The sequence below is a fragment of the Pseudomonas sp. XP2 genome (assembly GCF_053557975.1).
In genome coordinates, this window is sequence record NZ_JBNRIK010000021.1 from 51,127 (window position 1) to 75,856 (window position 24,730).

The 24,730-nt window shown below is 57.2% G+C and carries 22 protein-coding genes and 6 pseudogenes; 16 read left to right on the forward strand and 12 right to left on the reverse strand.

The features are described from left to right. Positions 1 to 660, reverse strand: coding sequence for a carbonic anhydrase (locus ACK1VC_RS20690; RefSeq protein WP_060518358.1), 660 nt, complete (start codon positions 658 to 660; stop codon positions 1 to 3). A 112-nt stretch (positions 661 to 772) separates the two neighbouring features. Here ACK1VC_RS20690 and cynR point away from each other — a divergent pair, with 112 nt between their 5' ends. Both cynR and ACK1VC_RS20700 read left to right on the forward strand, forming a co-directional pair. Next, positions 773 to 1,684: a transcriptional regulator CynR gene (gene cynR / locus ACK1VC_RS20695; protein ID WP_023047164.1), complete on the forward strand. Its 912-nt coding sequence runs from the start codon at positions 773 to 775 to the stop codon at positions 1,682 to 1,684. 47 nt (positions 1,685 to 1,731) lie between these two features. Next, a pseudogene (locus ACK1VC_RS20700) lies at positions 1,732 to 1,864 on the forward strand (LysE family translocator); the annotation flags it as partial. A gap of 37 nt (positions 1,865 to 1,901) precedes the next feature. Here the strand turns inward: ACK1VC_RS20700 and ACK1VC_RS20705 are convergent. Continuing rightward, positions 1,902 to 2,210 carry a chorismate mutase gene (locus ACK1VC_RS20705; RefSeq protein WP_023047163.1) on the reverse strand — a complete coding sequence of 103 codons (309 nt, stop codon included), beginning with the start codon at positions 2,208 to 2,210 and terminating at the stop codon, positions 1,902 to 1,904. A gap of 160 nt (positions 2,211 to 2,370) precedes the next feature. Here ACK1VC_RS20705 and ACK1VC_RS20710 point away from each other — a divergent pair. Continuing rightward, positions 2,371 to 2,992 (forward strand): annotated as a pseudogene (locus ACK1VC_RS20710) (tyrosine-type recombinase/integrase). A 200-nt stretch (positions 2,993 to 3,192) separates the two neighbouring features. On the opposite strand, the gene dmeF reads toward ACK1VC_RS20710, so the two are convergent. From dmeF to ACK1VC_RS20735, 5 genes and pseudogenes are all read right to left on the reverse strand, one after another. Next, a complete protein-coding gene (gene dmeF, locus ACK1VC_RS20715; protein WP_095116869.1) occupies positions 3,193 to 4,122 on the reverse strand; it encodes a CDF family Co(II)/Ni(II) efflux transporter DmeF in 930 nt (309 codons plus the stop codon). A gap of 8 nt (positions 4,123 to 4,130) precedes the next feature. After that, the gene (locus tag ACK1VC_RS20720) at positions 4,131 to 4,406 is read right to left on the reverse strand and encodes a metal/formaldehyde-sensitive transcriptional repressor (protein ID WP_031311694.1); all 276 of its coding nucleotides are present in this window, start codon (positions 4,404 to 4,406) and stop codon (positions 4,131 to 4,133) included. 413 nt (positions 4,407 to 4,819) lie between these two features. Next, a complete protein-coding gene (locus tag ACK1VC_RS20725; RefSeq protein ID WP_420029785.1) occupies positions 4,820 to 7,255 on the reverse strand; it encodes a TonB-dependent siderophore receptor in 2,436 nt (811 codons plus the stop codon). 102 nt (positions 7,256 to 7,357) lie between these two features. After that, on the reverse strand, positions 7,358 to 8,245 hold the full coding sequence (locus tag ACK1VC_RS20730; protein ID WP_060518352.1) for a FecR domain-containing protein: 888 nt from the start codon (positions 8,243 to 8,245) through the stop codon (positions 7,358 to 7,360). A 101-nt stretch (positions 8,246 to 8,346) separates the two neighbouring features. Beyond that, positions 8,347 to 8,694 (reverse strand): annotated as a pseudogene (locus ACK1VC_RS20735) (sigma-70 family RNA polymerase sigma factor); the annotation flags it as partial. 331 nt (positions 8,695 to 9,025) lie between these two features. Between ACK1VC_RS20735 and ACK1VC_RS20740 the strand changes: the two are divergent. Continuing rightward, complete coding sequence (locus ACK1VC_RS20740; protein WP_023047156.1) at positions 9,026 to 9,568, forward strand: AAA family ATPase; 543 nt, start codon at positions 9,026 to 9,028, stop codon at positions 9,566 to 9,568. A gap of 62 nt (positions 9,569 to 9,630) precedes the next feature. Further along, positions 9,631 to 10,143: a GrpB family protein gene (locus ACK1VC_RS20745; protein ID WP_023047155.1), complete on the forward strand. Its 513-nt coding sequence runs from the start codon at positions 9,631 to 9,633 to the stop codon at positions 10,141 to 10,143. Positions 10,144 to 10,372: 229 nt separating this feature from the next. On the opposite strand, the pseudogene ACK1VC_RS20750 reads toward ACK1VC_RS20745, so the two are convergent. Then, positions 10,373 to 10,543: pseudogene (locus ACK1VC_RS20750) on the reverse strand (FAD-dependent oxidoreductase); the annotation flags it as partial. 510 nt (positions 10,544 to 11,053) lie between these two features. Between ACK1VC_RS20750 and ACK1VC_RS20755 the strand changes: the two are divergent. The 5 genes and pseudogenes from ACK1VC_RS20755 to ACK1VC_RS20775 form a co-directional block, all read left to right on the forward strand. Beyond that, positions 11,054 to 11,596 carry a redoxin domain-containing protein gene (locus ACK1VC_RS20755; protein WP_019751018.1) on the forward strand — a complete coding sequence of 181 codons (543 nt, stop codon included), beginning with the start codon at positions 11,054 to 11,056 and terminating at the stop codon, positions 11,594 to 11,596. Positions 11,597 to 11,607: 11 nt separating this feature from the next. Continuing rightward, positions 11,608 to 12,147: a DsbA family protein gene (locus ACK1VC_RS20760; protein ID WP_070086726.1), complete on the forward strand. Its 540-nt coding sequence runs from the start codon at positions 11,608 to 11,610 to the stop codon at positions 12,145 to 12,147. Positions 12,148 to 12,245: 98 nt separating this feature from the next. Continuing rightward, positions 12,246 to 13,346 (forward strand): low temperature requirement protein A, encoded by a 1,101-nt coding sequence (locus ACK1VC_RS20765; protein ID WP_023047153.1) that lies wholly within the window; start codon positions 12,246 to 12,248, stop codon positions 13,344 to 13,346. Positions 13,347 to 13,574: 228 nt separating this feature from the next. Then, positions 13,575 to 13,877 (forward strand): putative quinol monooxygenase, encoded by a 303-nt coding sequence (locus tag ACK1VC_RS20770; RefSeq protein ID WP_023047152.1) that lies wholly within the window; start codon positions 13,575 to 13,577, stop codon positions 13,875 to 13,877. Positions 13,878 to 14,071: 194 nt separating this feature from the next. Then, positions 14,072 to 14,254: pseudogene (locus ACK1VC_RS20775) on the forward strand (monovalent cation:proton antiporter-2 (CPA2) family protein); the annotation flags it as partial. 38 nt (positions 14,255 to 14,292) lie between these two features. Here ACK1VC_RS20775 and ACK1VC_RS20780 read toward each other — a convergent pair. Next, on the reverse strand, positions 14,293 to 15,276 hold the full coding sequence (locus ACK1VC_RS20780) for an LLM class oxidoreductase (RefSeq protein ID WP_019751022.1): 984 nt from the start codon (positions 15,274 to 15,276) through the stop codon (positions 14,293 to 14,295). Positions 15,277 to 15,799: 523 nt separating this feature from the next. On the opposite strand from ACK1VC_RS20780, the pseudogene ACK1VC_RS20785 reads away from it, so the two are divergent. Together ACK1VC_RS20785 and ACK1VC_RS20790 are read left to right on the forward strand one after the other, a co-directional pair. Beyond that, a pseudogene (locus ACK1VC_RS20785) lies at positions 15,800 to 16,486 on the forward strand (transposase); the annotation flags it as partial. A 236-nt stretch (positions 16,487 to 16,722) separates the two neighbouring features. After that, positions 16,723 to 17,940, forward strand: coding sequence for a GAF domain-containing sensor histidine kinase (locus tag ACK1VC_RS20790; protein WP_191087441.1), 1,218 nt, complete (start codon positions 16,723 to 16,725; stop codon positions 17,938 to 17,940). A 152-nt stretch (positions 17,941 to 18,092) separates the two neighbouring features. Here the strand turns inward: ACK1VC_RS20790 and ACK1VC_RS20795 are convergent, their stop codons facing one another. The 3 genes from ACK1VC_RS20795 to ACK1VC_RS20805 form a co-directional block, all read right to left on the reverse strand. Continuing rightward, the gene (locus ACK1VC_RS20795) at positions 18,093 to 18,452 is read right to left on the reverse strand and encodes a cupin domain-containing protein (protein WP_023047148.1); all 360 of its coding nucleotides are present in this window, start codon (positions 18,450 to 18,452) and stop codon (positions 18,093 to 18,095) included. Continuing rightward, positions 18,449 to 19,042 carry a GNAT family N-acetyltransferase gene (locus tag ACK1VC_RS20800; protein ID WP_023047147.1) on the reverse strand — a complete coding sequence of 198 codons (594 nt, stop codon included), beginning with the start codon at positions 19,040 to 19,042 and terminating at the stop codon, positions 18,449 to 18,451. Before ACK1VC_RS20800 ends, ACK1VC_RS20795 begins: the two co-directional genes overlap by 4 nt. 481 nt (positions 19,043 to 19,523) lie before the next feature. After that, positions 19,524 to 21,113, reverse strand: coding sequence for an NCS1 family nucleobase:cation symporter-1 (locus tag ACK1VC_RS20805; protein ID WP_371262310.1), 1,590 nt, complete (start codon positions 21,111 to 21,113; stop codon positions 19,524 to 19,526). Between the two features lie 226 nt (positions 21,114 to 21,339). Here ACK1VC_RS20805 and ACK1VC_RS20810 point away from each other — a divergent pair, with 226 nt between their 5' ends. The 4 genes from ACK1VC_RS20810 to ACK1VC_RS20825 all read left to right on the forward strand — a co-directional run bounded on the left by ACK1VC_RS20810 (position 21,340) and on the right by ACK1VC_RS20825 (position 24,602). Continuing rightward, complete coding sequence (locus ACK1VC_RS20810; RefSeq protein WP_016485764.1) at positions 21,340 to 22,374, forward strand: L,D-transpeptidase; 1,035 nt, start codon at positions 21,340 to 21,342, stop codon at positions 22,372 to 22,374. 84 nt (positions 22,375 to 22,458) lie between these two features. Then, positions 22,459 to 23,175 (forward strand): murein L,D-transpeptidase catalytic domain family protein, encoded by a 717-nt coding sequence (locus ACK1VC_RS20815; protein ID WP_016485765.1) that lies wholly within the window; start codon positions 22,459 to 22,461, stop codon positions 23,173 to 23,175. A 138-nt stretch (positions 23,176 to 23,313) separates the two neighbouring features. Further along, positions 23,314 to 24,144, forward strand: a complete 831-nt coding sequence (locus tag ACK1VC_RS20820) for a winged helix-turn-helix domain-containing protein (protein WP_016485766.1) — start codon at positions 23,314 to 23,316, stop codon at positions 24,142 to 24,144. Then, positions 24,111 to 24,602 (forward strand): hypothetical protein, encoded by a 492-nt coding sequence (locus ACK1VC_RS20825; RefSeq protein WP_024717329.1) that lies wholly within the window; start codon positions 24,111 to 24,113, stop codon positions 24,600 to 24,602. Before ACK1VC_RS20820 ends, ACK1VC_RS20825 begins: the two co-directional genes overlap by 34 nt. The last annotated feature ends 128 nt before the right edge of the window (positions 24,603 to 24,730 follow it).

Genomic DNA, 24,730 nt, shown 5'->3' on the forward strand with positions numbered 1-24,730 from the left:
TCAGGCAACACGCTTGGGTTGATGGGAAACGGCGTGTACTTCGGGGTTGTGGGCGAGGGATACGAAGGTGCCGGTACTGCCATCGAAGGCCTCGATCAGCCCGCTTTCGATGTCGTAGATCCAGCCATGCAATGTCACGCGGCCTTCTTCCAGGGCCAGGCGCACCGAGGGGTGGGTCTGGATGTTGGCAAGCTGGGCGATCACGTTTTCGCGCACCATGGCTTCGACCTTGGCCTGCGGGCCGAAATGGTTGCGGGCTTCGTTTACCACGCGGGCCGAGTCGGCGTAGCGCAGCCAACCGGCCACTGCGGGCATGTGGTCCAGGCATTTGCAGGTGGCGATGGCCGTCATGGCACCGCAGTCGGAGTGGCCGCAGATGACGATGTCAGAAATCTGCAAGGCCGCCACGGCGTATTCGACCGAGGCCGATACACCTCCAGGCTCGGGGCCGTAGGACGGCACGATGTTGCCTGCATTGCGGATGACGAACAGGTCTCCGGGTTCGCGCTGGGTGACCAGCTCGGGCACCAGGCGGCTGTCGGAGCATGAGATGAACAGTGCACGTGGGCTTTGCTGGCTGGCCAAATCCTTGAACAGTTTGACGCGCTCGGGGTAGGCCTCTTTCTGGAACTTCAGAAACCCGTCGATGATGTCTTTCATGGTTGACTCCTTGAATGACGCGATGTGTTGAAGCAAAGGTTACGCAGCCCCTTCGATAAGGTAAAAGTCTGATTTATGATCTAGTCCATCAGATAATCTTATAGGTGCGTTCATGCTTGCCCGGCACATCCAGTACTTCATCGCAGTGGCAAATCACCGCAGTTTCACGCGCGCCGCAGCGGCCTTGCATGTGTCTCAGCCGGCCTTGTCGCAGCAGGTCCGGCAGCTGGAAGAGAGCCTTGGCACACTGTTGTTCGATCGCTCTGGCCGGACCACGCGCTTGACGGATGCCGGCGAGGTTTACCTGCGTTATGCCAAGCGAGCTGCGCAGGAACTGCAGGAAGCAAAACGAGCGATTGATGACCTCGGCGATCTGAGTCGCGGGTCACTTCGGGTGGGGGTAACACCAACATTCACCAGCTACCTCGTTGGCCCGCTGGTTGAAGCGTTCTATGGGCGGTACCCGAACATCACGCTGGTGGTGCGTGAGATCGCTCAAGAGGCGATGGAAGAACTGTTGTTGGCCGACGAGGTTGATGTGGGCATTGCGTTCGACAACGGCCATCATCTGGACCTGGAGGCCCAAGCGCTACTGGTCGAAACCCTCGCGCTGGTGGTCGGCAAGCATCATCCTCTAGCCACGACGGGCAGTATTGGCCTGGAGGCGTTGAACTCAGAATCGTTGATACTCTTGAGCGCCGAATTCGCCACGCGTGAGCAGATCGACAGCTACTGCCGCCAACACAACATTCGCCCTCACGTACAAGTGGAAGCCAATACCATCAGTGCGCTTATCGAAGTGGTCAGCAGGACCACGCTCTCGACCTTGTTGCCGGCCACCATCGCCCAGGCTCACGAGCAGCTGGTCGCTATCGAGCTAGACCCGCAGCGCCTGCAACGTACTGCTGTTCTGATGCAACGAAAAGGGGTTTACCAAACGGCAGCAGCCAGGGCCTTTGTCGAATTGGCGATGAAAGTGGCCAAGCAACTTGAGTCGCCAGGCCGCTCCGTTCAGCGGATGTAAAAGGGTGCCGTTGGCCGCTATCGACCCTTGAAAATGCTGAAAAATAATCCGGCATGGCGTCAGGCGCGGGCATTCTGTTCCACGTCGCAGCCGCTTCGTTAGGGTTGCGCCTTGTTATGCAAACCGCGGTGGCCGCTTTCTCGGTGATCAAGCTCTGCCGGCTATCTGCTCTGGCTCGGGGAAAGCGGCGGAGCTTCGAATGAGCCCCGCGTTGTCATCAAGAAACTGAAGGATCGTTGGCCAGCTTCGCATGGGTGGCCAGTTCTTCAGTGATGAAGGCCGAAATCATTGCCCGGTAGACCTGCTCTACGACCTCAGCCGAGGCACCATTCTCGGCAGCCATTTCACGAACCTTTCTTATCACTTGCTCGACCCGAGCAGGCGCACGCACATCATCGGTGGTTTTCTTGAAGGCAGCCGCTTGGGTCACAAGCCGGCCCCGTTTGGCGAGAAGCGAAACAAGGTTGCGGTCGATTTCATCGATCCCTTGGCGGACTTCGTCCAGAGAGGTGCAACGTACGTCCATGTGCCTGACTTCCTTTTCATGAGCCTACGTTTGGTTAGGGCAGGCAGTTGCTGGTGGTTTGGGGCTGTATTGTAGCCTCTGGTGAATGTCCGCAACGGGCCGGTTAGCGCCTCTGGATTGGGTTGACCATCCTTGTCCTACCTCACATGGAGGACAAGCCATGAACGCCATTACGACCAGCAACCATCAGCCTTGGAACAAAGCAAAATTGGTCGGGCAGAAAGCTCCGCTCCGACTGAAAGATATCTGGGCCATTCGGGTAAGGCTCCAAATCGCGGAGGAAACTCGTGATTTAGCCCTTTTCGATCTGGCCATCGATAGCCAAGCTACGAGCCTGCGATCTGACCAAGCTTCGCGTACGCGACGTTGCTCATGGGGAGCACGTGTCATCGCGGGCGATAGTGATTCAGCAGAAAACCCAACGTCCCGTACAGTTTGAAATTACAGAGCAAACGCGGCTGGCCCTACAGGCCTGGATACATCAAGCCCAACTCCACAGCGAGGATTGTCTTTTCCCAAGCCGGCTACACGCCTCAGCGCATCTCTCCAACCGGCAGTACGCCCGAATCGTCAAAGCGTGGATAAAGTCTATTGGGCTAGATCCTGCTAGGTACGGCACCCACACGATGAGACGTACAAAGGCATCGCTGATCTATTGCAGGACAAAGAACCTGAGAGCAGTTCAGCTCCTGCTCGGCCATACAAAGCTTGAAAGCACGGTGCGATACCTGGGCATTGAAGTCGATGACGCATTGGAGATGGCAGAGCAGACGGAGGTCTGACAGCGTCCAGCGACGGTCGAGGAATGACCGTCGCGATTCGACCCATATCTGCCGCTCACGGACGGTCACGTCCGGCCCGGGAAGTATCTATCCGTGAGCTTTCTTAACCACTTCAAGCTTACATGCGCCCTTTGCACGGCAGCCATTTTTCAGGCCGCGATTGTCAGTAATCTTAGTTGCGCGAGAGTAAATCAGGCGATTTACCGGCTGCCATCTGATAGTCGAAACTCTACTGTGAGGTGACTGACTTCGTGAACAGGTTTGAGCCGCTCACGAATGCTGTCGGCGTTCGCAGTGGCGTCGCCAAGGACGCTGACGATGGCAGCATGGGCTTGTGGCCCAACCCGCCAGACGTGCAGGTCCGTAATGGAGGCATCTCCCGGCTTCTCAACCAGTTCGCGAATTTCCTCGGCAACGTGCATATCTGTCTGGTCCAGCAGTACCCCAGCTGTAATCCCCATCAAGCTCCAGGCCCAACGTGCGATGACAATGGCGCCTACGATGCCCATGGCCGGGTCCAGCCACACCCAGCCGAGATATCGCCCGGCGAGCAGTGCAATTATGGCCAGCACCGAAGTGAGTGCGTCAGCGATGACATGGACGTAGGCCGACTTCAGGTTGTTGTCATGGCCGTGATGGGCATGGCCGTGATCATCATGATCGTGCCCATGACTGTGCCCGTGACCCAGCAACAGCGCACTGACGAGGTTGACGACCAGGCCGACAACTGCGATGAGCGTAGCAGTACCGAACTGAACATCTGTTGGCTGCAAGAGGCGCATGACAGACTCAACTCCGATGCCCAGGGCGACCAGGCCGAGAATCAGTGCCGAAGCGAACCCGCCCAGGTCACCAACCTTGCCGGTGCCGAAACTGTAGCGCTGGCTGGATGCATGACGTCTTGCGTATCCGTAAGCGACTGCGGCGATGCCCAGCGCCCCGGCGTGGGTTGCCATGTGAAAGCCGTCGGCGAGCAACGCCATCGAGCCTGTGAGATAGCCGGCGGTGATCTCGCCAATCATCATCACAACAGTCAGGGCCACAACCCAAAGCGTACGCTTGGCATTTTCGTCGTGGGCCGAGCCAAGGAACATGTGGTCGTGTGTGTGGTTGATGTTGATGCTGTTCATGGACGTGTTCACTTGGAGTAGCGTCGGATGGCTTCCAGTAGCTCTTCGACACCCTTGCTACGCTCTTCTTCGCTGAGTGCTGGGTTAGCGACATGCTCCCGTGCATGGTCCTCGATGATTTCCTCCATCAAGCCATTGATGGCTCCGCGAGTAGCGGCAACAAGGTGAAGTGTTTTGGCGCAATCGTGGTCTGATTCCAATGCCCGTTCAACGGCTTGGATTTGCCCGGCGATGCGTTTTACGCGCTTGAGAAGATCGTCTTTGTTTGCTGCGATATGACCCATGGGATACCCCCTATACCTATCTACGCCTATGATAGGCATACCCCCTATACCTATGCAAGGTCGTTGCCCGAAACCCCAGGCAGGTAAAGTCATCTAAGAGCTAGAGGGAACGGGTATCTGTTTGTACCGACAGCTGTTCTCCGCAAAGGGCAGCTTCGGGTCGATAGCAGTCTGCGATCGGCTGACTTCAACCCTGAGCGGGCACCATCTGCATCGGGGCCGCTTCGCGCCCCATCGCCGACAAGCCCGGCTCCCACTGGTACAGTGCTGGCCTGAAAGCTGGTGACACCCCTGCGAAAGCCAGAGGCCAGCACAGTACTTCCAGGTCACCGACGCCGTCAGGTTGCTCGGGGCGCTGTAACTGGCAGGCGTGAACCAGGCATGCCAGTCGTGCATCTATTGTCGCGTCTATTTCAGAAGCTGTACCGGGCAGTGACAGTGAAGTTACGCAGATCACCATAGACGTCGTACGGGCTCCAGGTGTTGTTGCTGGCGATTCCCTGGTAGTACTTCTTGTCAAACACGTTGTTCACGTTCAACCGCGTGTCGAGCTTCTCGCTAACCTTGTAGCCCACCATCAACCCGTATACCGCGTAAGCACCTTGGTCGATGTGATAATTGCCGAACGCATTGGAACCTTTGTTGAAGATGCTGCTCTGGGCATAGACGTTGCCGCCGACACGCCATTTGTGCAACTCGCCCGGCAAGGTGTAGGTGGTGCTGAGCTTGAACAGGTGTTCGGGCAGGTCGGTGTCGAACTTCGTGCCCTCTTTGGTTTTGTCGGCGTCCTTGCGGTATTGGGTCTGCGAGTAGGTGTAGCCAGCGCCCACCTGCCAGTTCGGGGTCAATGCCCCCATCAACTCCAGGTCGATACCCTGGGTACGCACCTTGCCGGAGGCTTCGTAGCAGGTAAAGTTGGTGCAACCGGCCTGGTCGGTAGTTTCCGCCGCGCGATTTTCCTGATCGATCTGGAAGACAGCCACGCTGGCATTGAGCGCGCCGTCGAAGTACTCACCCTTGATACCTATTTCGTAGTTCTTGCCTTCGATCGGGCGGATGATCGAGGCATCTCGGGCCAGTTCCGACTGGGGCATGAAGATATCGGTGTAGCTTGCGTAGACCGAGTGATGGTCATCGAGGTCGTAGATCACGCCGGCGTAACGGGTAACGTTACGGGTTACCTTGTAGTCGGCATTGGTGTAGTAGCCATCATTGATCTCGCTGTACACCGACTGGTTGTCATACCAGTCCAAACGCGCGCCAACGATCAGCTTGAGCGGGTCGGCCAGGTTGATCCGGGTGGTGGCATAAACCCCTTCCTGCTCGACGTGCTCGCTGAGGGTGTAGATGTCGGCCACAGAAGGCTTGCTCACACCACTTGGGTTGACGCTGAACAGATCGTCGACCGGCAGGAACACGGTACCGCCGTGGGCGCTGGTCTTGACTTCACGCTTGCTGGCACCGACCACCAGCTCATGCTGGCGCTCGAGCAACTTGAACGGGCCACTGGCGTACACATCGTAGGTGGACTGGTCATAGTCACGCCGCTGGTTGAACACCCGCTGGCGGAGAACTTCTGCAGCCGGCGTGCCGGTGCGCTCGAACACCGCCCCTTGCATGGCAAAGTCCGACCAGCTCTTGGAAGCGGCCAGGTGCAGGCGCCAGTCGTTGCCAAAGCTGTGGTCGAGCTCGGCGAAAGCCGTGGTGTTGTCGATGTCCTGATAGCTCCAGTCGTAACCAACGTTAGTGGAGCGGGAGTAACCGACGTGGCTGCCATCACGGTTGACCGGCAGGCCACCCCAGTTGATGTTGTTATTGTCGTTCTGGTTGGAGGCACCCAGGCTCAGGGTGGTGCTGTCGGTCAGGTCGAACTCGGTGATGCCATAGAACAGGCCACGCTCGCGACCCGCGTAGTCCTGGTAGCTGTCCTTGTCGTGGTAGGCGCCCACGAAACGCCCGCGCACGCTGGCGCTGTCACTGAGCGGGCCACTGAGGTCCAGCTCGCCGCGGTAGTTGTCCCAACTGCCGGCGGAACCTGTGACGCTGCCCTGGAACTGCTGGGTGGGCCGTTTGCGCACCATGTTGATCGCCGCCGACGGGTTGCCTGCACCCTGCATCATGCCCGTGGCACCGCGCACGATTTCGACCCGGTCATACGGGGCCATATCGGCTGCGGCGACCCAGTCGGCGTTGTAGGTTGTCGGCAAGCCGTCGAACATCAGGTTGGTGACGGGAAAGCCACGCGAGAAATACTCGCTGTTGGCTGGGCGTGCTGCCGACATCCGCAGGCCGGGGGTGGCCTGCACCACGTCATCGAGGCTGCGCATGGCCTGGTCGTCCATCCGTTGCCGGGTGATGACCGTTACCGACTGCGGCGTTTCGCGTATGGACAAAGGCAGCTTGGTGGCGCTCTGCATGGCGCTGGAGGTGTATGAACCAGTGCCTTCGGTGGTACTGCCAAGAGCCTGCCCGGTGATGCTGGTGGCCCCCAGCACCACCGCGCCATCGCCACCGTCAACCAGCAAATAGATGCCGTTGGCCTGGCGCACTGCCTGCAGGTTGCTACCAGCAAGCAGCGTGGCAAAACCGCCCGCGACGCTGTAGCTGCCCCTGAGCCCAGCGGAGCGGCGGCCCTCGGTACTGGCACCGTCGAACGACAGTGTAACGCCCGCGGCGCTGGCGAATTGACCCCAGGTTTCGGTCAGCGAACCCGGTGCAATATCGTAGCTGCGGGTTTGCTCCTGGGCCACCGATGCGGCAACGGCATTGCCCCCTGCCATGTACATTGCGCCCAAAGCCAGGTGTACGGCCAATGCCAATGCTGGATGCGACTGTCGCATGTTGCTCATGTTTCCCTCCCCAGGAACATTCGATTGAACATGTGGGAGGAAAAGCCGAACGAGCTGCCAGCAAAGTGCAAGGTGGCGAACATTTTTTTCCGCGTGCGGCGGTCAGCTGCCTGGCAACACGGTCACCCAGTAACGCGTGCGCCGATGCACCTTGAGCGGGAATGCACTTTCCAGCGCGGTCAGCGCCAGGTCGGTGTCGGCGATCGGGAACGCGCCGGAGATCTTCATGCGCGCTACGCCAGGGTCGCAGCTCAACAAGCCGGGCCGGTAGCGCGACAAATCCGCCAACAGCTCAACCAGCGGGGTGTCGATGGCCACGACGCTGCCTTGCGCCCAGGCAGCGACGCTGGCGTCATTGGCACGCAGCGGGCCAATGCCCTGGGCGTTGAACGTTGCGCGCTGGCCGGCTACCAGGCGCATTTCGTAAAACCTGCCGACAGAAACCTCGACAGCTTTCTCCAGCACGGCCACTTCGCTGCGGTGGTCGTCGACACTGACCTGAAACTGCGTGCCTAGGGCGAACACACGGCCATCGCGGGTGTCGACCATGAACGGCCGGGCAGCGTGATCGCGTGCAGTGGTGATCAGCACCTGGCCGCGCCGCAACAGCAAACGCCGTTGCTGGCCATCGAAAAACGCGTCCACCGCCGTGTCGGTGTCCATCAGCATCCGACTGCCATCGGCGAGTTGCACCGTGCGCTGATCACCGACACCCGTACGATAGTCGGCGGCCCAGACCTGCCGGGTTTCGCTGCGCCAGCCGACACCACCGAGCACACCACCACCCAACAGCACGGCCAGCCCATACAATACCTGGCGGCGGGCCTGCCCTGCGCCGAGCAAGGTCGAAGCGGCGAGGCGCCCAGGCAAGCCGGCAAAGCGGTCGCTGACCGCCAGCATCCTCTGCCACGCCTCACGGTGCAGCGGGTCGCTGTCGTACCAGCCCTGCCAGCGCGCTTGCTCCTCTGTGCTGGCCGACTGGGTGGACAACTGCGCATACCAGCGTGCCGCCTCGCGAACGGCCTGGCGCGGGGCAGGCCCTCGAGTTGCGCCAGCACGAACACCTCGCGCACCTTGGCGCCGAGGCCGGCGAGCATGCGGTCGAGCTCGATCAGGGTTTCGAACATCATCACCTGGGCTTCGGAGCTGGGCACGTGGGTCTCAGGCAAAGCGGCCAGTGCTTCGAGGTAAGCCTGCTCCAACGAGCGACGGCGATACAGGTCGATCATCAAGCCTTTGGCCACCTTCGACAGGTAGTGCCGGGGGGCGCGGATCTCATCGGCGGTACGCGCCTTGAGTACCTTGAGGAACGTATCCTGCACCAGGTCCGCAGCATCGCAGTGGTTGCCCATACGCTTGCGCAACCAGCCGAGCAGCCAAGGGCTGTGTTCGACGTAGAGCGTGCCGACGGAGGCAGAAACAGACGAGTCGGCCGACATGGAGGCTATCTCAAATAGGAATTGCTCTTATTATTGTTTGTGAGCGTGAGGACTGGCAATACCTGTGGCTGCGGGTTTACCCGCAAAGCAGGCGGTGCGGTGGATGGCACCGGCTGTGCAGGTGTTCGCGGCTGAACCCGCTCCCACAAAGTGGGCTGCCCCCAAGAAAGAGCAGACGGGGCTCTGAAGCGTATGGCGACCGGCGCTTCCTTGCAGATGAGGGCGCGTCATTCAACCTGTCAGCTGACCAGGGCGGTGCAGTTGACCGCATCGCCCATTGCCGTAGAATCGCGCGCCCCAATTTCAACAAGCATGGCGAGAGGGAGCTTCAATGCAACGGGTGATGATCATTGGTCAGCCGGGTTCTGGGAAAAGTACCCTGGCGCGCAAGCTGGGCGAGCGCACGGGCTTGCCGGTCGTGCATATCGACACGATTCATTGGCAGCCAGGCTGGGTGGAGCGGAGCCGGGACGAGAAGACGCGTCTATGCCACGAGGTCGAGGCTCGTGAGCGCTGGATCTTCGAAGGCGGCCATTCGGCCACATGGAGCAACCGCCTGGCCCGCGCTGACATGGTGATATGGATCGATCGCTCGGCGCCGCTTCGATTCTGGCGCGTGCTCCTCAGAACGATGCTGAACCGCGGTCGGTCCCGGCCAGACTTGCCGGATGACTGCCCGGAACTGCTGGCCACCCTGCCGGAGTTTTTCAGGTTCATGTGGCGGACGAAAACCTCGTCTCGCAAGGCAATGAAGCGATTCGTGGCGACGGTGCCGTCGGGGTGTCGCGTGGTCTGCCTGCGGTCCAATCGGGAGACCGAGATTTTTCTCGCAAGCATGGGCACGCAGCCTGATGGGGTTGTGCAAGGTCATTAGATGGCGGCGGGCGCCTGCCGAAACGGCGCATTAGAACGTTCTTACCTGCCCAAGGATGGCCCATGGCGCTGACCAGCAAGATCACGACCCACAACCCCGCATGGCCGCAACGGTACGAAGCGGACAAACTGCTGCTCGCCTTGGCATTCGGCGATGAGCTTGTCGCCATGCACCATGTAGGCAGCACAGCTGTCCCGCAACTTGCAGCCAAGCCTGAAATCGATGTGCTGATCGAGGTTTCGGAGCATCGCAATGAGGCAGCGCGGGACGAGGTTCTGCTGACGCTGGGGTATGTACGCGGCAGTGACCTGTCGCAAGGGCACCATTTCTACCGCCGCAATGTTGGCGAGGTGCGAACCCACAAGATCCACATTTGCAGGTGTGGCCATCAATCAGTCATCCAGATGCTGACGTTCAGAGATCTGCTCAGGAACGACAGCTTACTTCGGCAGCGATATCAAGACCTAAAGATTGAGCTGGAAGCCACCAATACCGGCGGTATGGCTGAATATCTGGAAAAGAAGGGGCCGTTCATTATCGCGGCGTTGCTTGAGGGGGATAACAGGCGACGGTGATGGTCCGCTAGGGGGCGGCAGCTGCCGGTCGCGCACGACCGCTTTCGACCCATAGCTGCCCTTGGCGGAGGGCAGCTAACGGCCAAAAGCGGTCAGTGACAATATTCGCAAAGTCTGCCGCTCAGCTTCCCGAAGACCGATCTCGACTATTCGTTAGGTACAGCACCATCGCTGCGCGAGCCGCATCTTTGACTGCTGCTCCGCGCAGTGCTGCAATGGGGTCACGTTATCCGTATAGGATGTTGCTCCATGCGAGTGAATCTCCAAACACTCCCGACGCGATACCTTCAGCCTCAACCAAGGTGATATTCGCGCCTTTATCAGCCAGGTGTTACGCCAGCGAAGCGCCCACGATGCCGGCACTAATGACAACGACTCGTTTGTCCAGAGCATTTCCCATATCAACCTTCACTCTGTAGACCTGAAGGCGGTTTCAGTGTCTGCCTCTGGTCGATTTCTGCTTGTCGTAAGGGGTAGCAGTTGTCGTCCAGAAAGCAGATGTAAATTTGTCTGAAGTGGCGAAATAGCTGCCAAAATCATCGTGTTAAAACGCCGCCTGAAATGGCAGCAAGATAAGCGCGTGAGTGTTGTTGGCACTGGAGGGTAGCGAAAAATCGTTCAGCTACTACGGTAAGCGTCATCAACGACTATAGTCATTGGTGAGCCAGAGCGAATCTGACCATTCCCCTGCCAACCTGGCCTAATCCAATTCCGCGATTACACGGCGGATCTTCTTGTGTTCCTTGATGCGGAACGTGAACGTTTCGCTGCCGAAATCACTCAGGCTCAGGCTGAGATCGAGGCAGCGTTGTCTTTTTTTGAACCCCTTGATGGTGGATGGAGTTATCCCACCGGGCACGTCGCATCCCACTGAGCACGTCCCAACCACCCATCTATCAAGGTTCAAGCAATGAATACTTTAGAGTTCGATGATGCACAAAAAACCAATGGCGACCTGGTTCAGGGGCCGCTGCCGGCCGGCACTGTCGCGCCCGACTTCACTCTTCACGCAACCCCTGATCAACAGTTGTCGCTGCGTGAGCTAAAGGGAAATCCCGTGATATTGGCGTTTTATCCCGCTGACTGGACTTCGGTGTGCGGTGACCAACTGACTTTGTACAACCAGTTGCTACCCACATTCAGAGAATACGGTGCGGCGCTACTGGGTATCTCGGTTGACAGCGCCTGGTGTCATCAGGCCTTTGCCAAAGATCGGAATTTTCACTTCAGCCTGCTGGCCGATTTCGAGCCCAAAGGGGCTGTGGCACGACAGTATGGAGCGTACCAGTCCCAGCTCGGGGTTTGTAAGCGTGCGCTGTTCGTGATTGACAAGGACGGGGTGGTTGCCTGGAGCTACGTCTCCCCGATGGCAATCAACCCTGGTGCGGACGGTATTCTGGATGCGCTGGATGCTTTGGCGAATTCGCCACAAAGCACGCCAACCAAAAATTAACAGGTGATTAGATGGCCACTCTCAAAGTCCCGGTAAGTGCCAACGACCATCGCCAGGGAAGTGCGCATGCCAAGGTCACCTTGGTCGAATTTGGCGACTATGAATGTCCCTATTGCGGTGAAGCTTATTGGATGGTCAAGAATCTGCAACAGCATTTTCGCGATGACTTGCTGTTTGTGTTCCGTAACTTCCCTCTGACCACCGCTCACCCCCATGCATTGGGTGCAGCGGTCACCGCTGAGTATGCCGGGAGTCGAGGATTCTTCTGGGAGGCCCACGACGAATTGTACGAAAATCAGGATCGATTGGGCCTGCCGCTGTATCGCGCCATCGTTCTCAAACACGGCCTTTCCAGGGAGGAATTCGATCTTGCAATGCAAGAGGATACTTACATTCCCAAAATACAAGCCGATTTCAATGGCGGTGTACGCAGCGGCGTGAATGGCACCCCAGCGTTTTACATTGACGGGCTTCGCTATGACGGAGTTCCAGAGTTCATCGGGATGAGTCAGATGATTGAGCTTTTGTTAGTGCGTGGACGAAATCGCTAGAGAGCCAAATCGGCTTGGCATCACCCACATCGGAGCCGAGGAAAAACCAACGTTAGCTTCCTTTTACATTAAAGAGGTGGGCACGGAGCCGGCAACTAATGAAATCTTTGAAGTATTATGAAGAAAATCGACACGCCACATGGTTGGAGTTGTTTTTTGACCTGACTTTCGTTGTTACGATAGGCCAAGTTACGCACACTCTCGGACATGTTCATGATGGGCACTTTGAACATAAGCAATTATGGACATTCTTACTGCTTTTTGTGCCGCTGTGGTGGATCTGGTCCAGTCACACGATTTACTCCAACAGGTTCGATACAGACAGCAATCTTCACCGTTTGGCAACATTATTCATAATGCTCCTGCTCATTGTGCTATCGGCACGGATCGGGGAAGACTTGGAAGTGAACTACCCGCTCATTATTGCCTGCTATTTTGGTATACGTGCAATCATCAGTGTTATGTATATTTCATCCATTAGTAAACTCGATTCTCGCGGCGAACTTTCCTCAAGGCTTGGCTTCGCCCTATTAGTTAGCGCAGTTATTAGCCTTTCATCCGTTATTTTTGACCCGCCCTTGCGTTACCTTGTTGCTTATATTGGGATTATTCTTGATATTCTGTTTCCTGTGTTTTTCTGGACTAAACTAAAACCGTTGCCAGCACACACAGAGCACTTGGTTGAGCGCATAGGCCTACTCACCCTAATCTTATTGGGGGAGTCAATTATTAGCCTTTCCGGAGGCTTATCTAACATTCAATGGGGTTATTATAATGTGATGGCAGCCATCACCGGATTCATCATGATTTGCAGTATCTGGTGGATCTATTTTGATAGTTTTTACTTGCTGAACAAACATCAAAGCAGTATGAGTGGACACGCCTTAATCTACTCGCACCTTTTTCTTTTTATGGGGCTGGCACTTCTGGCAAATTTGATTAGGCATGCGATCCTGAACGACATTGCGATACGCGATTTCCAGATTATGTCGATCACCGGCATGGCCTTGTTTTTCCTAGGTAAGCAATATGGCTATTTCATAGCCGTGAGTAGAATAAGGAAATACATCCTACAAAACACGTTGATAGTGTTTTCTTTGGGCGGGTTAGTCGTGTTTTTACCCCGCGTCGAGTACATATTGGTCGGCCTGACAGCAACCATGATCTCTTATGTTTTTCTAAATTTCAGATATCGTTGAATCATCATTATCAGACCAGAGGGTGGGACCAAGTGAGCAAGTGGCTGACTTGCGGTTACATGCTGCCCACTACGTCGTTCTCACTGCTCGTGCGCTACTCGCCGCTACCCTTGGTCTATTTGGGTTTGTAATCCTGGTATCGTCGACCATAGTTAAGAGTCTCGGATGCCCCTCTTAGCTATCGCGATCTGATAGCGCCAGCCGCATCGTAACAACAGGAGCCACATCATGGTCAAAGTAGCGTTGTTCGTTCGCCTAGAAGCAAAACCCGGGAAAGAAAAGGATGTAGAGAGCTTTCTTTTGGGTGGCCTTCCGTTAGTGGAGGAGGAGCCAGCCACTACAGCCTGGTTTGGAATCCGCTTGGGGCCGTCCACCTTTGGCATCTTTGACGCATTCCCGGATGAAGCGGGCCGGCAGGCTCATCTTTCGGGCAAGGTCGCGGCGGCGCTTATGGCAAACGCTGCCGAGCTATTTGCCGAACCGCCATCAATCGAGAAGGTTGACGTCCTTGCGGCCAAGCTACCCGGCTAAGCAAACCCAATAGGAAGCTCCAGTCAGTACTGGGAGGCCCACGATGTATTTTGTGAAAATCAGGATAGCTTGGGCCTGCTGCTGTTCCGGGCGGTGATCAATCAAAACACTTGTATTGAAGATAAATGTCATGGCTAAAGTGCCGTGTCCAGGGTTCATGCCATGCTTGCGCGCTCGGTATAAGTGAAAGGATACGCGCGCAAATCGTGTCCAGGGACGGCGTGGAAGCCGCACAGAATCTGCAAGGCAACGTGCTCATCACGGGTTTAGGCTGGGTAGGGTAGATTGTTTGCCGGGCACCGGTCGCTCATGGCGCGAAGATCTCCATCATTGATATAGAACCGGAGGTCATCCGCGCCGTGACACCTTATGGTTTCGTCAAGTGAGCATTCGTCGGCGTAGCAGTGACCGATTTTCAATGAGCTGCCTGACGCGGCTGCACTCCGAACTGCGCAACGATGTGCGTACCCAATTCCTCAATAACTTCCACCGCAGGGCGCTTGCCGTATTTGAGATTGAGAATGACGTGGTCCACGCCGATTTCCTCAAGCGACTCCAGCAAAAAACGTAGATGGTAACGTCCAAGTCTGAACCCCAAATGGATACGTGTGGGTGGCGTTGACGGATTCTCATCGAGATCGATGTACAGCGACTGAGTAAAGGGCTTATACACAGAACCACATTGTTTCGTGACCTCCAGTCGCCAATCTTCCACGACCAGCCGCTGCATGTTCGGAATGCGTGGATAGTTGATCCATCCGTTGCTCTCACGCGCGATCCAATCCAGTGACTGGCGACTGTTGCCGGTCACGAGCATTGGAATGAATTGGGTGGTCGGTTTCGGAATCAGGTCTGCGCCTTGCATTTCACCAGTGCTCCAGTGGATGGGCTCAAAACTGGTGCTGTGGGCGCGGCGAATCACTTCGTAGTGTTCTCGAAAGATCTCTCCACGCCTTTCTGGATCGACGCCAAACGCCGAAAACTCCACTGGCCGATCTCCCGAAGCAACCCCCAGAATCAAGCGACCAGTGCTCAACTGATCTACGCTGGCTGACGCCTTGGCCGTGTGCAGGGGATGGTGCAGCGGGATGGCGATGGAGGCGGTGCCAAGTGCAATCTCCGAGGTATGGGCGGCCATATAACCCAGGTAAACCCAGGGGTCGAAGACTTGGCCGACATCGCCGAAGCCAGGGTCGCGAAGCGGCACGTCGCGAAACCAGAGCGCGCAGAAGCCCAGCGCCTCGGCTTGTTTAGCCAGTGTGACCTGGTTGAGCATGCTCGGAGTGTCCCCGTCGAACGCCTCCATGGGAAAGAATAATCCAAGGCTCAAATGCCCCTGAGTGAAGGTTCGGCTGAACCCTCGATGCTTCTGGTAAGGAATCGTGCTCGGCCGATACATACGGATTGACCTCATGGCAGAACGTGAACAGCGCCCCCGTTTCCAGAGGTGCTGCGGCATCGGTCGCTTTTGAACGGCGGTGGGGGGGCTGGGTCTGGCTTTTACCCGTTGCGCCGTACTGCTGGTCGTGTGGACCGGACTCAGGGGGCAGTTGCTGGCGATAGGCGCGGGTTGGTCCGGGTGGGTGTTAAGCGGACGGTCAAAGGAAGTCAGATCTCTCGGTTCTATACCACCAGATGGGCAAGGCGTTCGAGGAATCATTCTATAAGCGTAGGCGGTTTTGCAGCTCTCCGCCATATTCTTACAATCGAGCCGCTGGCGGGTGAAAGTCGCGTATCGAAGGCCGTTATCGGTCGTTTCCTGCCATTCCAGAGCGGCCGCTATTGGCCGGTAGCTGCCTTTCGCGGAGGGCAGCTATGGGTCGATAGCTGCCGTCCGCGTGTGGCAGCTTACGACCCCGGCTGTGTGAAAACGCCTGCAATTGTCCAACCTTTTGATCGTCGAGATCGTGGCGGGGACGATCATGAAGCGATTCACTGAAGGTGAGTCTCGGACACAAGTTACGTTGCTGCCGGAGTGCCTGGACGACTACATCACCAAAAAACACCCAGTTCGGGTAGTCGACGTTTTTGTCGATGAACTCGACCTTGGAGCACGCGGGTTCGAGGGTGTCGATCCTGCGGCAACGGGTCGTCCGGCCTACCATCCAGCAGTCCTGCTGAAAATCTGCATCTATGGCTACCTCAACCGGATTCAGTCCAGCCGCCGGCTTGAGCGCGAAGCAGAGCGCAATGTCGAGCTGATGTGGTTAACGGGCCGGTTGGTTCCTGAATCCAAAACGATTACCGGCTTTCGCCGAGACAACGGCAAAGCCATTCGCAGCGTCTGCCGGCAATTCGTAGTGCTTTGCCGCAACCTCAATCTGTTATCCCAGTCGATCATTGCCATCGACGGCAGCAAATTCAAAGCCGTAAATAACCGCGACCGCAACTTTACCCAGGGCAAGATCAAGGCGCGCATGCAGCAGATCGAGCAGAGCATTGACCGCTCTCTTGCGGCGATGGGTTCGGCGGATCGGGCAGCGCTCGAGGTCGCCGGGGCAAAGGCTGAACGGCTGAGCGAAAAAATAGAAAAACTGAAACAGCAGATGACGAAGCTCAAGGACATTGAAGCCGAGGCTATTACAGTCGAAGCCGTGCAGATCCGATTGGAGCACAACCCAGGAAAGATGAAGGTTCGCCGGCAGACGGTGGAGCATCCCTTCGGAACGCTCAAATCACCTGACTTGACCAACGCCTTCCCCATAACTGGAACTGCCCGTCAGCCACCTGTATTGATCGAAACCACATGCCCGGATTGACGGCCGCATACCCTGCACGGGTTCGTTGTCAAACGCTGGAGCATACGCTTTAATGCCAATTTACCATTTAAACAATCGGCGACTTGATGCCTTATCCGTCTGACCTTTCACATGACATCAGTACGATTGCCAAGGTCGAGGCCGTCCCGCTTATTCTCAATATGGTTAAGCATGTCACCGGCATGCGCTTTGCGGCAATTGCGCGTGTCACCGAGACGAAATGGGTGGCTTGCGCCGTCGATGATTCTATTGATTTTGGGCTCATGCCGGGCGGCGAGTTGGTGCTGGAAACGACGATTTGCCACGAAATTCGTCAGCACCACAAACCCGTCATATTCAAGCATGCCAGTGAGCACCCGGTGTATTCAGCCCACCACACCCCTAGGACATACGGCTTAGAAAGCTATGTCTCCATACCTATCATCAGGACAAACGGGGATTTTTTCGGAACGCTCTGTGCTATTGATGAGGTTCCAGCACGTTTTGATGAAGATGCGGTGTGCAAAACACTAACGCTTTTCGCCCAGTTGATAGCTGTTCAACTCGACGTTTTGGCGGACCTTGAGGCCAAAACGATTGAACTGGCCAATGCAGCCGAGACCGGCATTGTCCGTGAGCAGTTCATTGCCGTACTGGGGCATGACCTTCGTTCGCCACTGAGCGCTATCAGAATGAGCGCTGATCTACTGGAGGCCAAGCTTCCCGCCGGTCGCGAGCAGCAGCTTGCCATTGCAATACGACAAAGCTCGCAGCGGATGAATCACTTGATTGAGGATGTCCTGGATTTTTCTCGAGCAAAGTTGGGGGGAGGCATTCCGGTCAAACGGACTTTAGTGGATAACCTGGGTGACGTTTTTACTGCCGTCATCAATGAAATCATGACGAGTCATCCCAACGTCACAATCCGTCAAGAGGTGGTCATTTCACCTGGGGTGTTCTGTGATGCTGGGAGAATGGGGCAATTGCTTTCAAACCTGTTGGGCAATGCCGTTGCTCATGGGGCGCGTGATCGTCCGATAGACGTGAGCGCAAGCATGCAAGAAAATCATATAGTGCTGTCAGTGATGAACCATGGCCCAGAAATCCCCGACGTTTTGTTACCGCTACTGTTCCAGCCGTTCAAAAGGGCGGCAGGGGGTCGCGGGGAGGGGCTGGGGCTCGGTTTGTATATCGCATCTCAGATCGTAGCGGGTCACAACGGGACGCTATCGGTAACCTCTACGCCTGAGGACGGCACGCGCTTCATAGCGAGGTTCCCTGGCACCTTGGAGTGGACGGAAGAGGGCTATGTAAGTCTCGGTTGATAGGTTGCTTCGCCGAACGCCTGGTTGTATGCGCGACAGCGCAGCCATGAGGTAGAGGGCTGCTGTGGCCTGCCGAAGAACATTCGAGCGCGGCCAGCAGGCAAGCATGCAAAGCGGCCTTGCGCTGCGCTCGATGAACCGCCACCCCATGCCTAGTTCGCGGGCAAGAGGATCACAAAGTTCTTTTTCATGTCTTCCAGTACGGTCCATTTGCCCTTGGCACCCGGTTCGATAATGAACGTGTCGCCAGCGGCCAGTGTGATGGGGGCGCAACCCTCAAGTTCGATGACGCAGCATCCACTCAGGACATGGCAGAACTCCCAAACTTTGTAGTCGATGCGCCACGCGCCGGTGCTGGCTTCCCATTCTCCGGAAATGCGACCTTGTTGTTCATCGTGGTAATACTTGGACGTCAGCGTATGAGGCGTGCCTTCCACGACCGCTTCGAAAAAGGGAAGGTCGCGCACCGGTTGGATATCCAGTTCGCGGAATACGGTCAGCTTCTTGTTCATGGTTTTTTCTCGAGCACGTTGTGGGTAGGGCGATACATCAAATAGGCTTCACCGGTTACGTTCAGCATCGGGTGCGGAACGATCTGGCAGGTTTTAACAATTTGAAAACCGTGACGTTCGTAGAAGCGGCGTGCACCGTGGTTTTCGGCATAATCAATCAGGCATAGCCCATCAAGGCCAGCGTCCTCAGCGCGTTGCTGAGCGTGGCGAAGAAACTGGACGCCCAGCCCTTGGCTGCGCCAGGCTTCATCCAGGGCCAAGCTGGATATGTATAAGGTGTCGGGTATCTCCATGTCGGAATACGGCGCGAGGACCGGGTCGGTCTCGACAGGCCTGTCAGGGGTCTCGCGCAAAGCATAGCTATGCATCATGCCGATGACGCGCCCTTCGAAAATGGCCATCAGGCAGTTCTTGTAGGAAAAGTCGCCCTGTTCCCTGGCATAGCGAGACGTGCCGACACTCAGCAATGCTTCTCCAGGTGTTGCAAGCTTGCTCCATATGTAATCGGCCATGCCCTCCGATGTCAGTTGAAAGAAGCGCGCAATATCTTGCGCATCCGAGGCATGAGCGGGTCTGAAGTCGATAAGCATGTGCGGTGCTCCCATGGGATCGGGTACTTGATTTTCAAGGATTACCCCTTTGGCCAGGTGGCAGGTTAGGTGGATTCAACGGTACCCATCATGCTCTGGGCGAACACCGTCAGCACGGCATGCGACGCTGCTTCAGCTCGGTAAAGTGAAACCCTGCGCACTGGCGCTGGGATTGGGAGATCTGCGCGGGTGAGCCGTTCACGCGGCTCGATGAGGCGTTGCAAGCCTGCGCCAATCGGCTGGGCGACGCTTGCTGGTTACTGTCAGCCGTGCCGCCAGGTCGCTGGCCGGCCTGGCTGATGAGCTCATCATCCAGGCCTTGCGCCGACAGGCGATAAAGGCCCGTGAACGGCCGACCCGCAACACAGGATACCCATGAGAAGGGGCGGCATGCCGCTGGCCTTGGTTTCAGGACTATTCAGCGGAGCTGAGGGCTGGTCCATCGTGACCGGCGAAATGCGCCGATTCAAAAATGCGCCGGTCAGTGCTGCGCGCTCTCTACCGCAATGCTTTCGCCGCAAACTTCCAGGTGCTTGATGCTGCGATTGGCGATGGCGTAGTGGATCAACGCGCCCAGGCCTGCACCGAAGAACCAGGAGAACTGCGACAGCGTCTCGAACGCCGGCACAAGCGCCAGCACGATGGCGATCAGCGAAGCCGGGATAAAGGCGGCCACGGCGCGCAGGTTGACCCCGCCGCTGTAGTGATAGGCGGCTTCTGTGCTTTCGCTATACAACTGCGGCAGGTTCACCCGGCTGCGACGTACCAGGTAATAGTCGGTGACGATGATGCCGTACAGTGGGCCGAGCAGGGCGCCCAGGCCGCCGAGGAAATACACGATCACGGATGGGCTGTTGTACAGGTGCCAGGGCAGGATCACTACCGCGATTGCGGCACTGAGCAAGCCAGCGCGGCGGAAGTTCAGCAGGTTCGGCGCCAGGTTGGCGAGCACGTAGGCCGGCGCGACGAAGTTGGCCATGATGTTCACCGCCACGGTGACGATCAGGAAGGCCAGGCAGGCCAGCACCAGGCCGGCAGTGTTCGGGATGGCGGCGACAATGTCGGTCGGGCCCTGCACCAGCTTGCCGTCAATGCTGAACTGCGCACCGGCCAGCACCACGGCGATCAGCGCGAAGCCGAGCATGTTCACCGGCAGGCCCCAGAAGTTGCCCACGCTGATGGTGCGCCGATCCGGGCAGTTACGGGTAAAGTCGCAGAAGTTGAGAATCATGGTGCCATACAGCGAAACCCACAACGCAGCGGCGCCGAGCACCTTCAGCCACTGGCTGGAGCCGGTTGGCGCGTTGCCGCTGGACCAGGCTATCGACAGGCCACTGCGCCAGTACATCCACCCCGCCAGGCAGGCGAACGCGACCAGAATGATCGGCCCGGTGATCGACTCGAAGCGGCGCACCATCTCCATGCCGTAGGCGAAGATCGCCACCTGCACACACCAGATACCAAGGAAGGTGAGCCAGCCCAGGGTCGACAGGCCGAGGATCGAATTCTGGTCGTAGGCCTTGAGGTCCGGAGCGATGGCGGTCAGCAGCACGCGCAGCACGACCGAGGCGAGGTAGGTCTGGATGCCGAACCAGGCGATGGCGATCACCGCACGGATCAGTGCCGGAATCTGCGCCCCATGAATGCCGAAGCTGATCCGGCACAACACGGGGTAGGGCAGGCCGGTCTTCTGGCCCATGTAGCCGGACAGGTTCATCAGGCCGTAGATCACCATCGCGCCGAGCGCGAAGGCGGCGAGGATCTGAGCGCCGCTCATGCCCAAGGCAAAGAGGCCGATGGCGAAGGAATAGTTGGCGATGTTATGCACATCGTTGGTCCACAGCGCAAACAGGCTGTAGCGCCCCCAAGTGCGATTTGCCGCGCGTGTCGGGGCAAGGTCGGCACTGTACAGGCGCGGGCTCAACGCCAGCTGACTGGGCCCAGCCGTATCGGCCGGGAGAGCATCGAGCTGGTCAACATCGGAACGTGAAATCGACGCCATCGGAACTCCATGATGGTTGTGTACTTTTATTTTTGGTCTTGTATACAAACAAGATTCGTACCAACCCATGCGTTCGGTGGCTCCCACTGCTTTATAGCCTTCATCCGGCATAGTCAGCAGGTGATCCAAGGCTGTAATTGGGAATTTTGTGCACATTTTTTGGGTAAGGTTGTTACCACTCGCACCACGGCTGGCCGTGCGCCGGGCCGGCAGCTTTTACCCGGTGTATTGAGCGGGTGGCTTTGCGGATGATGTTCCGACTAAGCTGGGGGCAGGGATATATGGGGGCTATTGGATGTTGCGTGTACCGCTTGGGCTGAGTCTGTTGCTCGCCGCCGCCATGGTCGAAGCGGCTCCCTTTCAGGTGCCCACGCCGGCCGCACTCAGGAGCCAGCTTGAAAGCCTCAAGCCTGGCCAGTTTCTCTGGTACCCGCAGGTCTCGCCGGTGGGGCCGGTGACCGTTGTGGTCAGCCTTACCGAGCAACGAGCCTACGTCTATCGCAATGGCATCGCCATTGGCGTCAGCACCGTCAGCAGCGGCAAGGCCGGCCGGGAAACCCCCACCGGGGTATTCAGCATTTTGCAGAAGAAGGTCGAGCACAAGTCCAGCCTCTACAACAGCGCACCGATGCCCTACATGGAGCGCCTGACGTGGGATGGCATCGCCCTGCACGCTGGCCATCTACCGGGGTACCCTGCCTCGCATGGATGTGTTCGACTGCCGATGGATTTTGCAAAGAAGCTGTATGAAGTCACCGGTTTCAGCTCAACCACAGTCATCGTTTCCGATACCAACAGTGCCCCGGTGGAGGTTTACCACCCCGGCGTGCTGGCGCCGACGGTCAGTGATGGCAAGGCCCAGGGCCCGCTGGTGCTGAGCAACCAGCAATTCTGGGACGACCCAGACCCGACGGCAGGGCCACTGTCGATCCTGATCAGCCGCGCCGATATGCGCGCCTACGTGTATCGCGGTGGGCAACTGATCGGTTCGGCACCTGCACTTTCGCTTGAAAGCCGTCAGCATCGTAGCGGCATGGCGGTGTATTCCCTGCTGCAAAAGCCATCCACCCTTGCCCTCGATGACGGGCTGCCCCTGCGTTGGTCAGTGGTGGGCCTGAGCAACCCGGAGTACGGGAATACGCCCTATGAACAACTGGGGCAATTGAACATCAACCCGGCGTTCCGCCGCCATTTACGTGCGGCGATGGACGTTGGCACGATGCTGGTGATTACGGACTGGGCATCGACCCGGGATACCCGCAGCGACGGAAAATTCACGGTGATCAGCACCGAAGGCAGTGAAGCATCCAAACCATTGGTCAAGAAGTGATCGGCATTGCTGAGATAATCAAGCAAAGTAGCCAATTTTGGCTGCAATCAAGGCAAGAAAAGCCAGTTTTTCACAGGGTATTCCATGTCGATTTTCCAATTATTGCGGGGAGCCTTACGGCTTTCGGTGGCCGGTATTGGCCTGTGTTTTCTCAGCACCGGGCATGCCGCTGATGCGCAACCCCTGCCGAGTGCGGCCGAGCTGCAGCAGTTGGCGCCAAACGCCAGTCTCTCGACCTTGGCACTGGCACTTAGCGCCTATACCTGCGCGAGTCATAGCAACGCGGACAAGCTGCTGACGGTGATCGATTATTCCAAAGCCTCGCGTGACAAACGCCTGTGGGTGTTCGACCTGCGCGCCAGGAAACTATTGTTTGAGGAGTGGGTGGCCCATGGCAAGAACAGCGGCGCGGATGTGCCGACCACGTTCTCCAATGCGCCTAACAGCTTCCAGTCCTCCATCGGCCTGTATGAGACCGGGCAGACCTACAGTGGCAAGCACGGCCGCTCGCTGCGCCTGCAGGGGCTGGAACCGGGGTTCAACGACAACAGCATGTCGCGGGCGATCGTTATGCATGCTGCTGCGTATGCCGACCCCAAGGTAGTACCGGGTCTCGGGCGCCTGGGGCGCAGCCAGGGCTGCCCGGCCGTTCGTCCAGCAATTGCCGGCAAGCTGATCGAGACGCTGCAACGCGGCAGTTACGTATTTGCCTATTATCCTCAGCAAGACTGGCTGAAGAAATCGCGCTTTCTTAACGCCCAGAGCTGTGCGCTGCCCAATCAATCGGTCGCCAGCAAGTAAGCCTTCGCTCCCTTGGGGCAGGTCAGGCCCCGCAAAATGATAGTATGCGTGACGCAGCGGCACTGTGCTGAAGCAGCAGTTGGCTAGCCGGAAGGTTGTCATCGTGCTGGCGCAAGTCATTGGCAGTGGAGGGGATTGATGGAGGTTTGTTACGACGCTGAACGGATGACACTGAGTCGTGCTAACTTATCGACAACGTTAGGCAGTAACGAAAGCGATCTGTTGCTTGCCCTGATAGCAGGCATTACTGATAAAGAGGCGATAATCTCTCAAGTATGGGGTGCTCGGGGCTTGGTTGTCTCTGACAGTAGTTATTATAAAACAGTGCATGCGCTTCGTTCGAAGCTGGTTGATGTTGGTGTGCCTCGAGACAGTTTGAAAACATTGCCTAAGCGAGGTTTGATACTGCTGTGTGAAATCACCATGGTTTCCGCGGACGTTGCAGTTGAACGTGACATGCCATTGCACCTCGAGCAAGACAGGCCTCGGGCATCATCGGGCGCCAATGAGCAACCCGTCGGCAATGACAGCAAACAGAGCGGCTCGAGTGAGACTGTAGCTGGCAAGGCGGAGCTCGCTGAAGAAAGGCAAAACGCTGTCATGGCCCCCCTTCCATTGCGTGACGGATGGATAAGAAGAAATAGCCACTTGTTTTTACCGGCTCTCGCTTTTCTAGGCGCCTCGCTCCCCGTTATTTATGCCTACCTGATGTTTCACAAGCCGCCGGACCTGGAAGCGTGGAAACGTGTCTGGGAGCGTGATGGGGCAACGCTGTACGCCGAACAGAGTGAAAATATGTCTAAGGATGATGTATTGGCGGCGATGGCCGGGTTCGAGCCGGCGTTGGTCTTGAAAGACAGCAACTATTATGTGCGCAAGCCTCTCAGTCAGTTGCTGGTAAGTTGTGTAAAGCCAGAAAGCCACGGGGAGGCATTGTGCGTAAATTATCTTCGCGTTGGAAAAAAGTGATTGGGTTTACGTCACTTCTCTCGGTTTTTATTTTTGCGGGCTTGATAAGCAATTACCTGATATCGGTCTACCGAGATAGTCCTCGGGCCCCGTGCAGCGCCTCCATTGACTTTGTTCATGTGGAGGAGGGAGAGGGGCTTTGGCGCGGCGTCGGAGATATGACGATCGACCCCAATGAGGGTGCGATCTATGCCTATTATCATGTGATAAGCCCGCGCGGTGTAAAATATGTGTATGACAGACGCTTCGAGTTGTCGCTGACGCACCTGGACACCTCGCGATATCTCTTCAAGACACGTTCTATTTCAACATTCGATGGCGATACGGCGGGAAGTCATATTCCATTCATGGCCCGTGGTTTTCAGGGCGGCATCATGACCTTCAATGCTTTCTCGGATTTTGAGTACTATTTCAATGTGAATAACCTGGTGGTAGGGGTGTGCCACGTGCCGCGTTAGTGAATATTGCGCTGTTTGAGTAGGCGCTCGTCCGCTGCCCGGGGGATGCGGTTATCAGGGCAGGGTAGGCGGTGTACAGGCGTTTGGTAAGAAAAAGTAAGGGTCAGGCGCCTGTTGAGGTGGTTAAG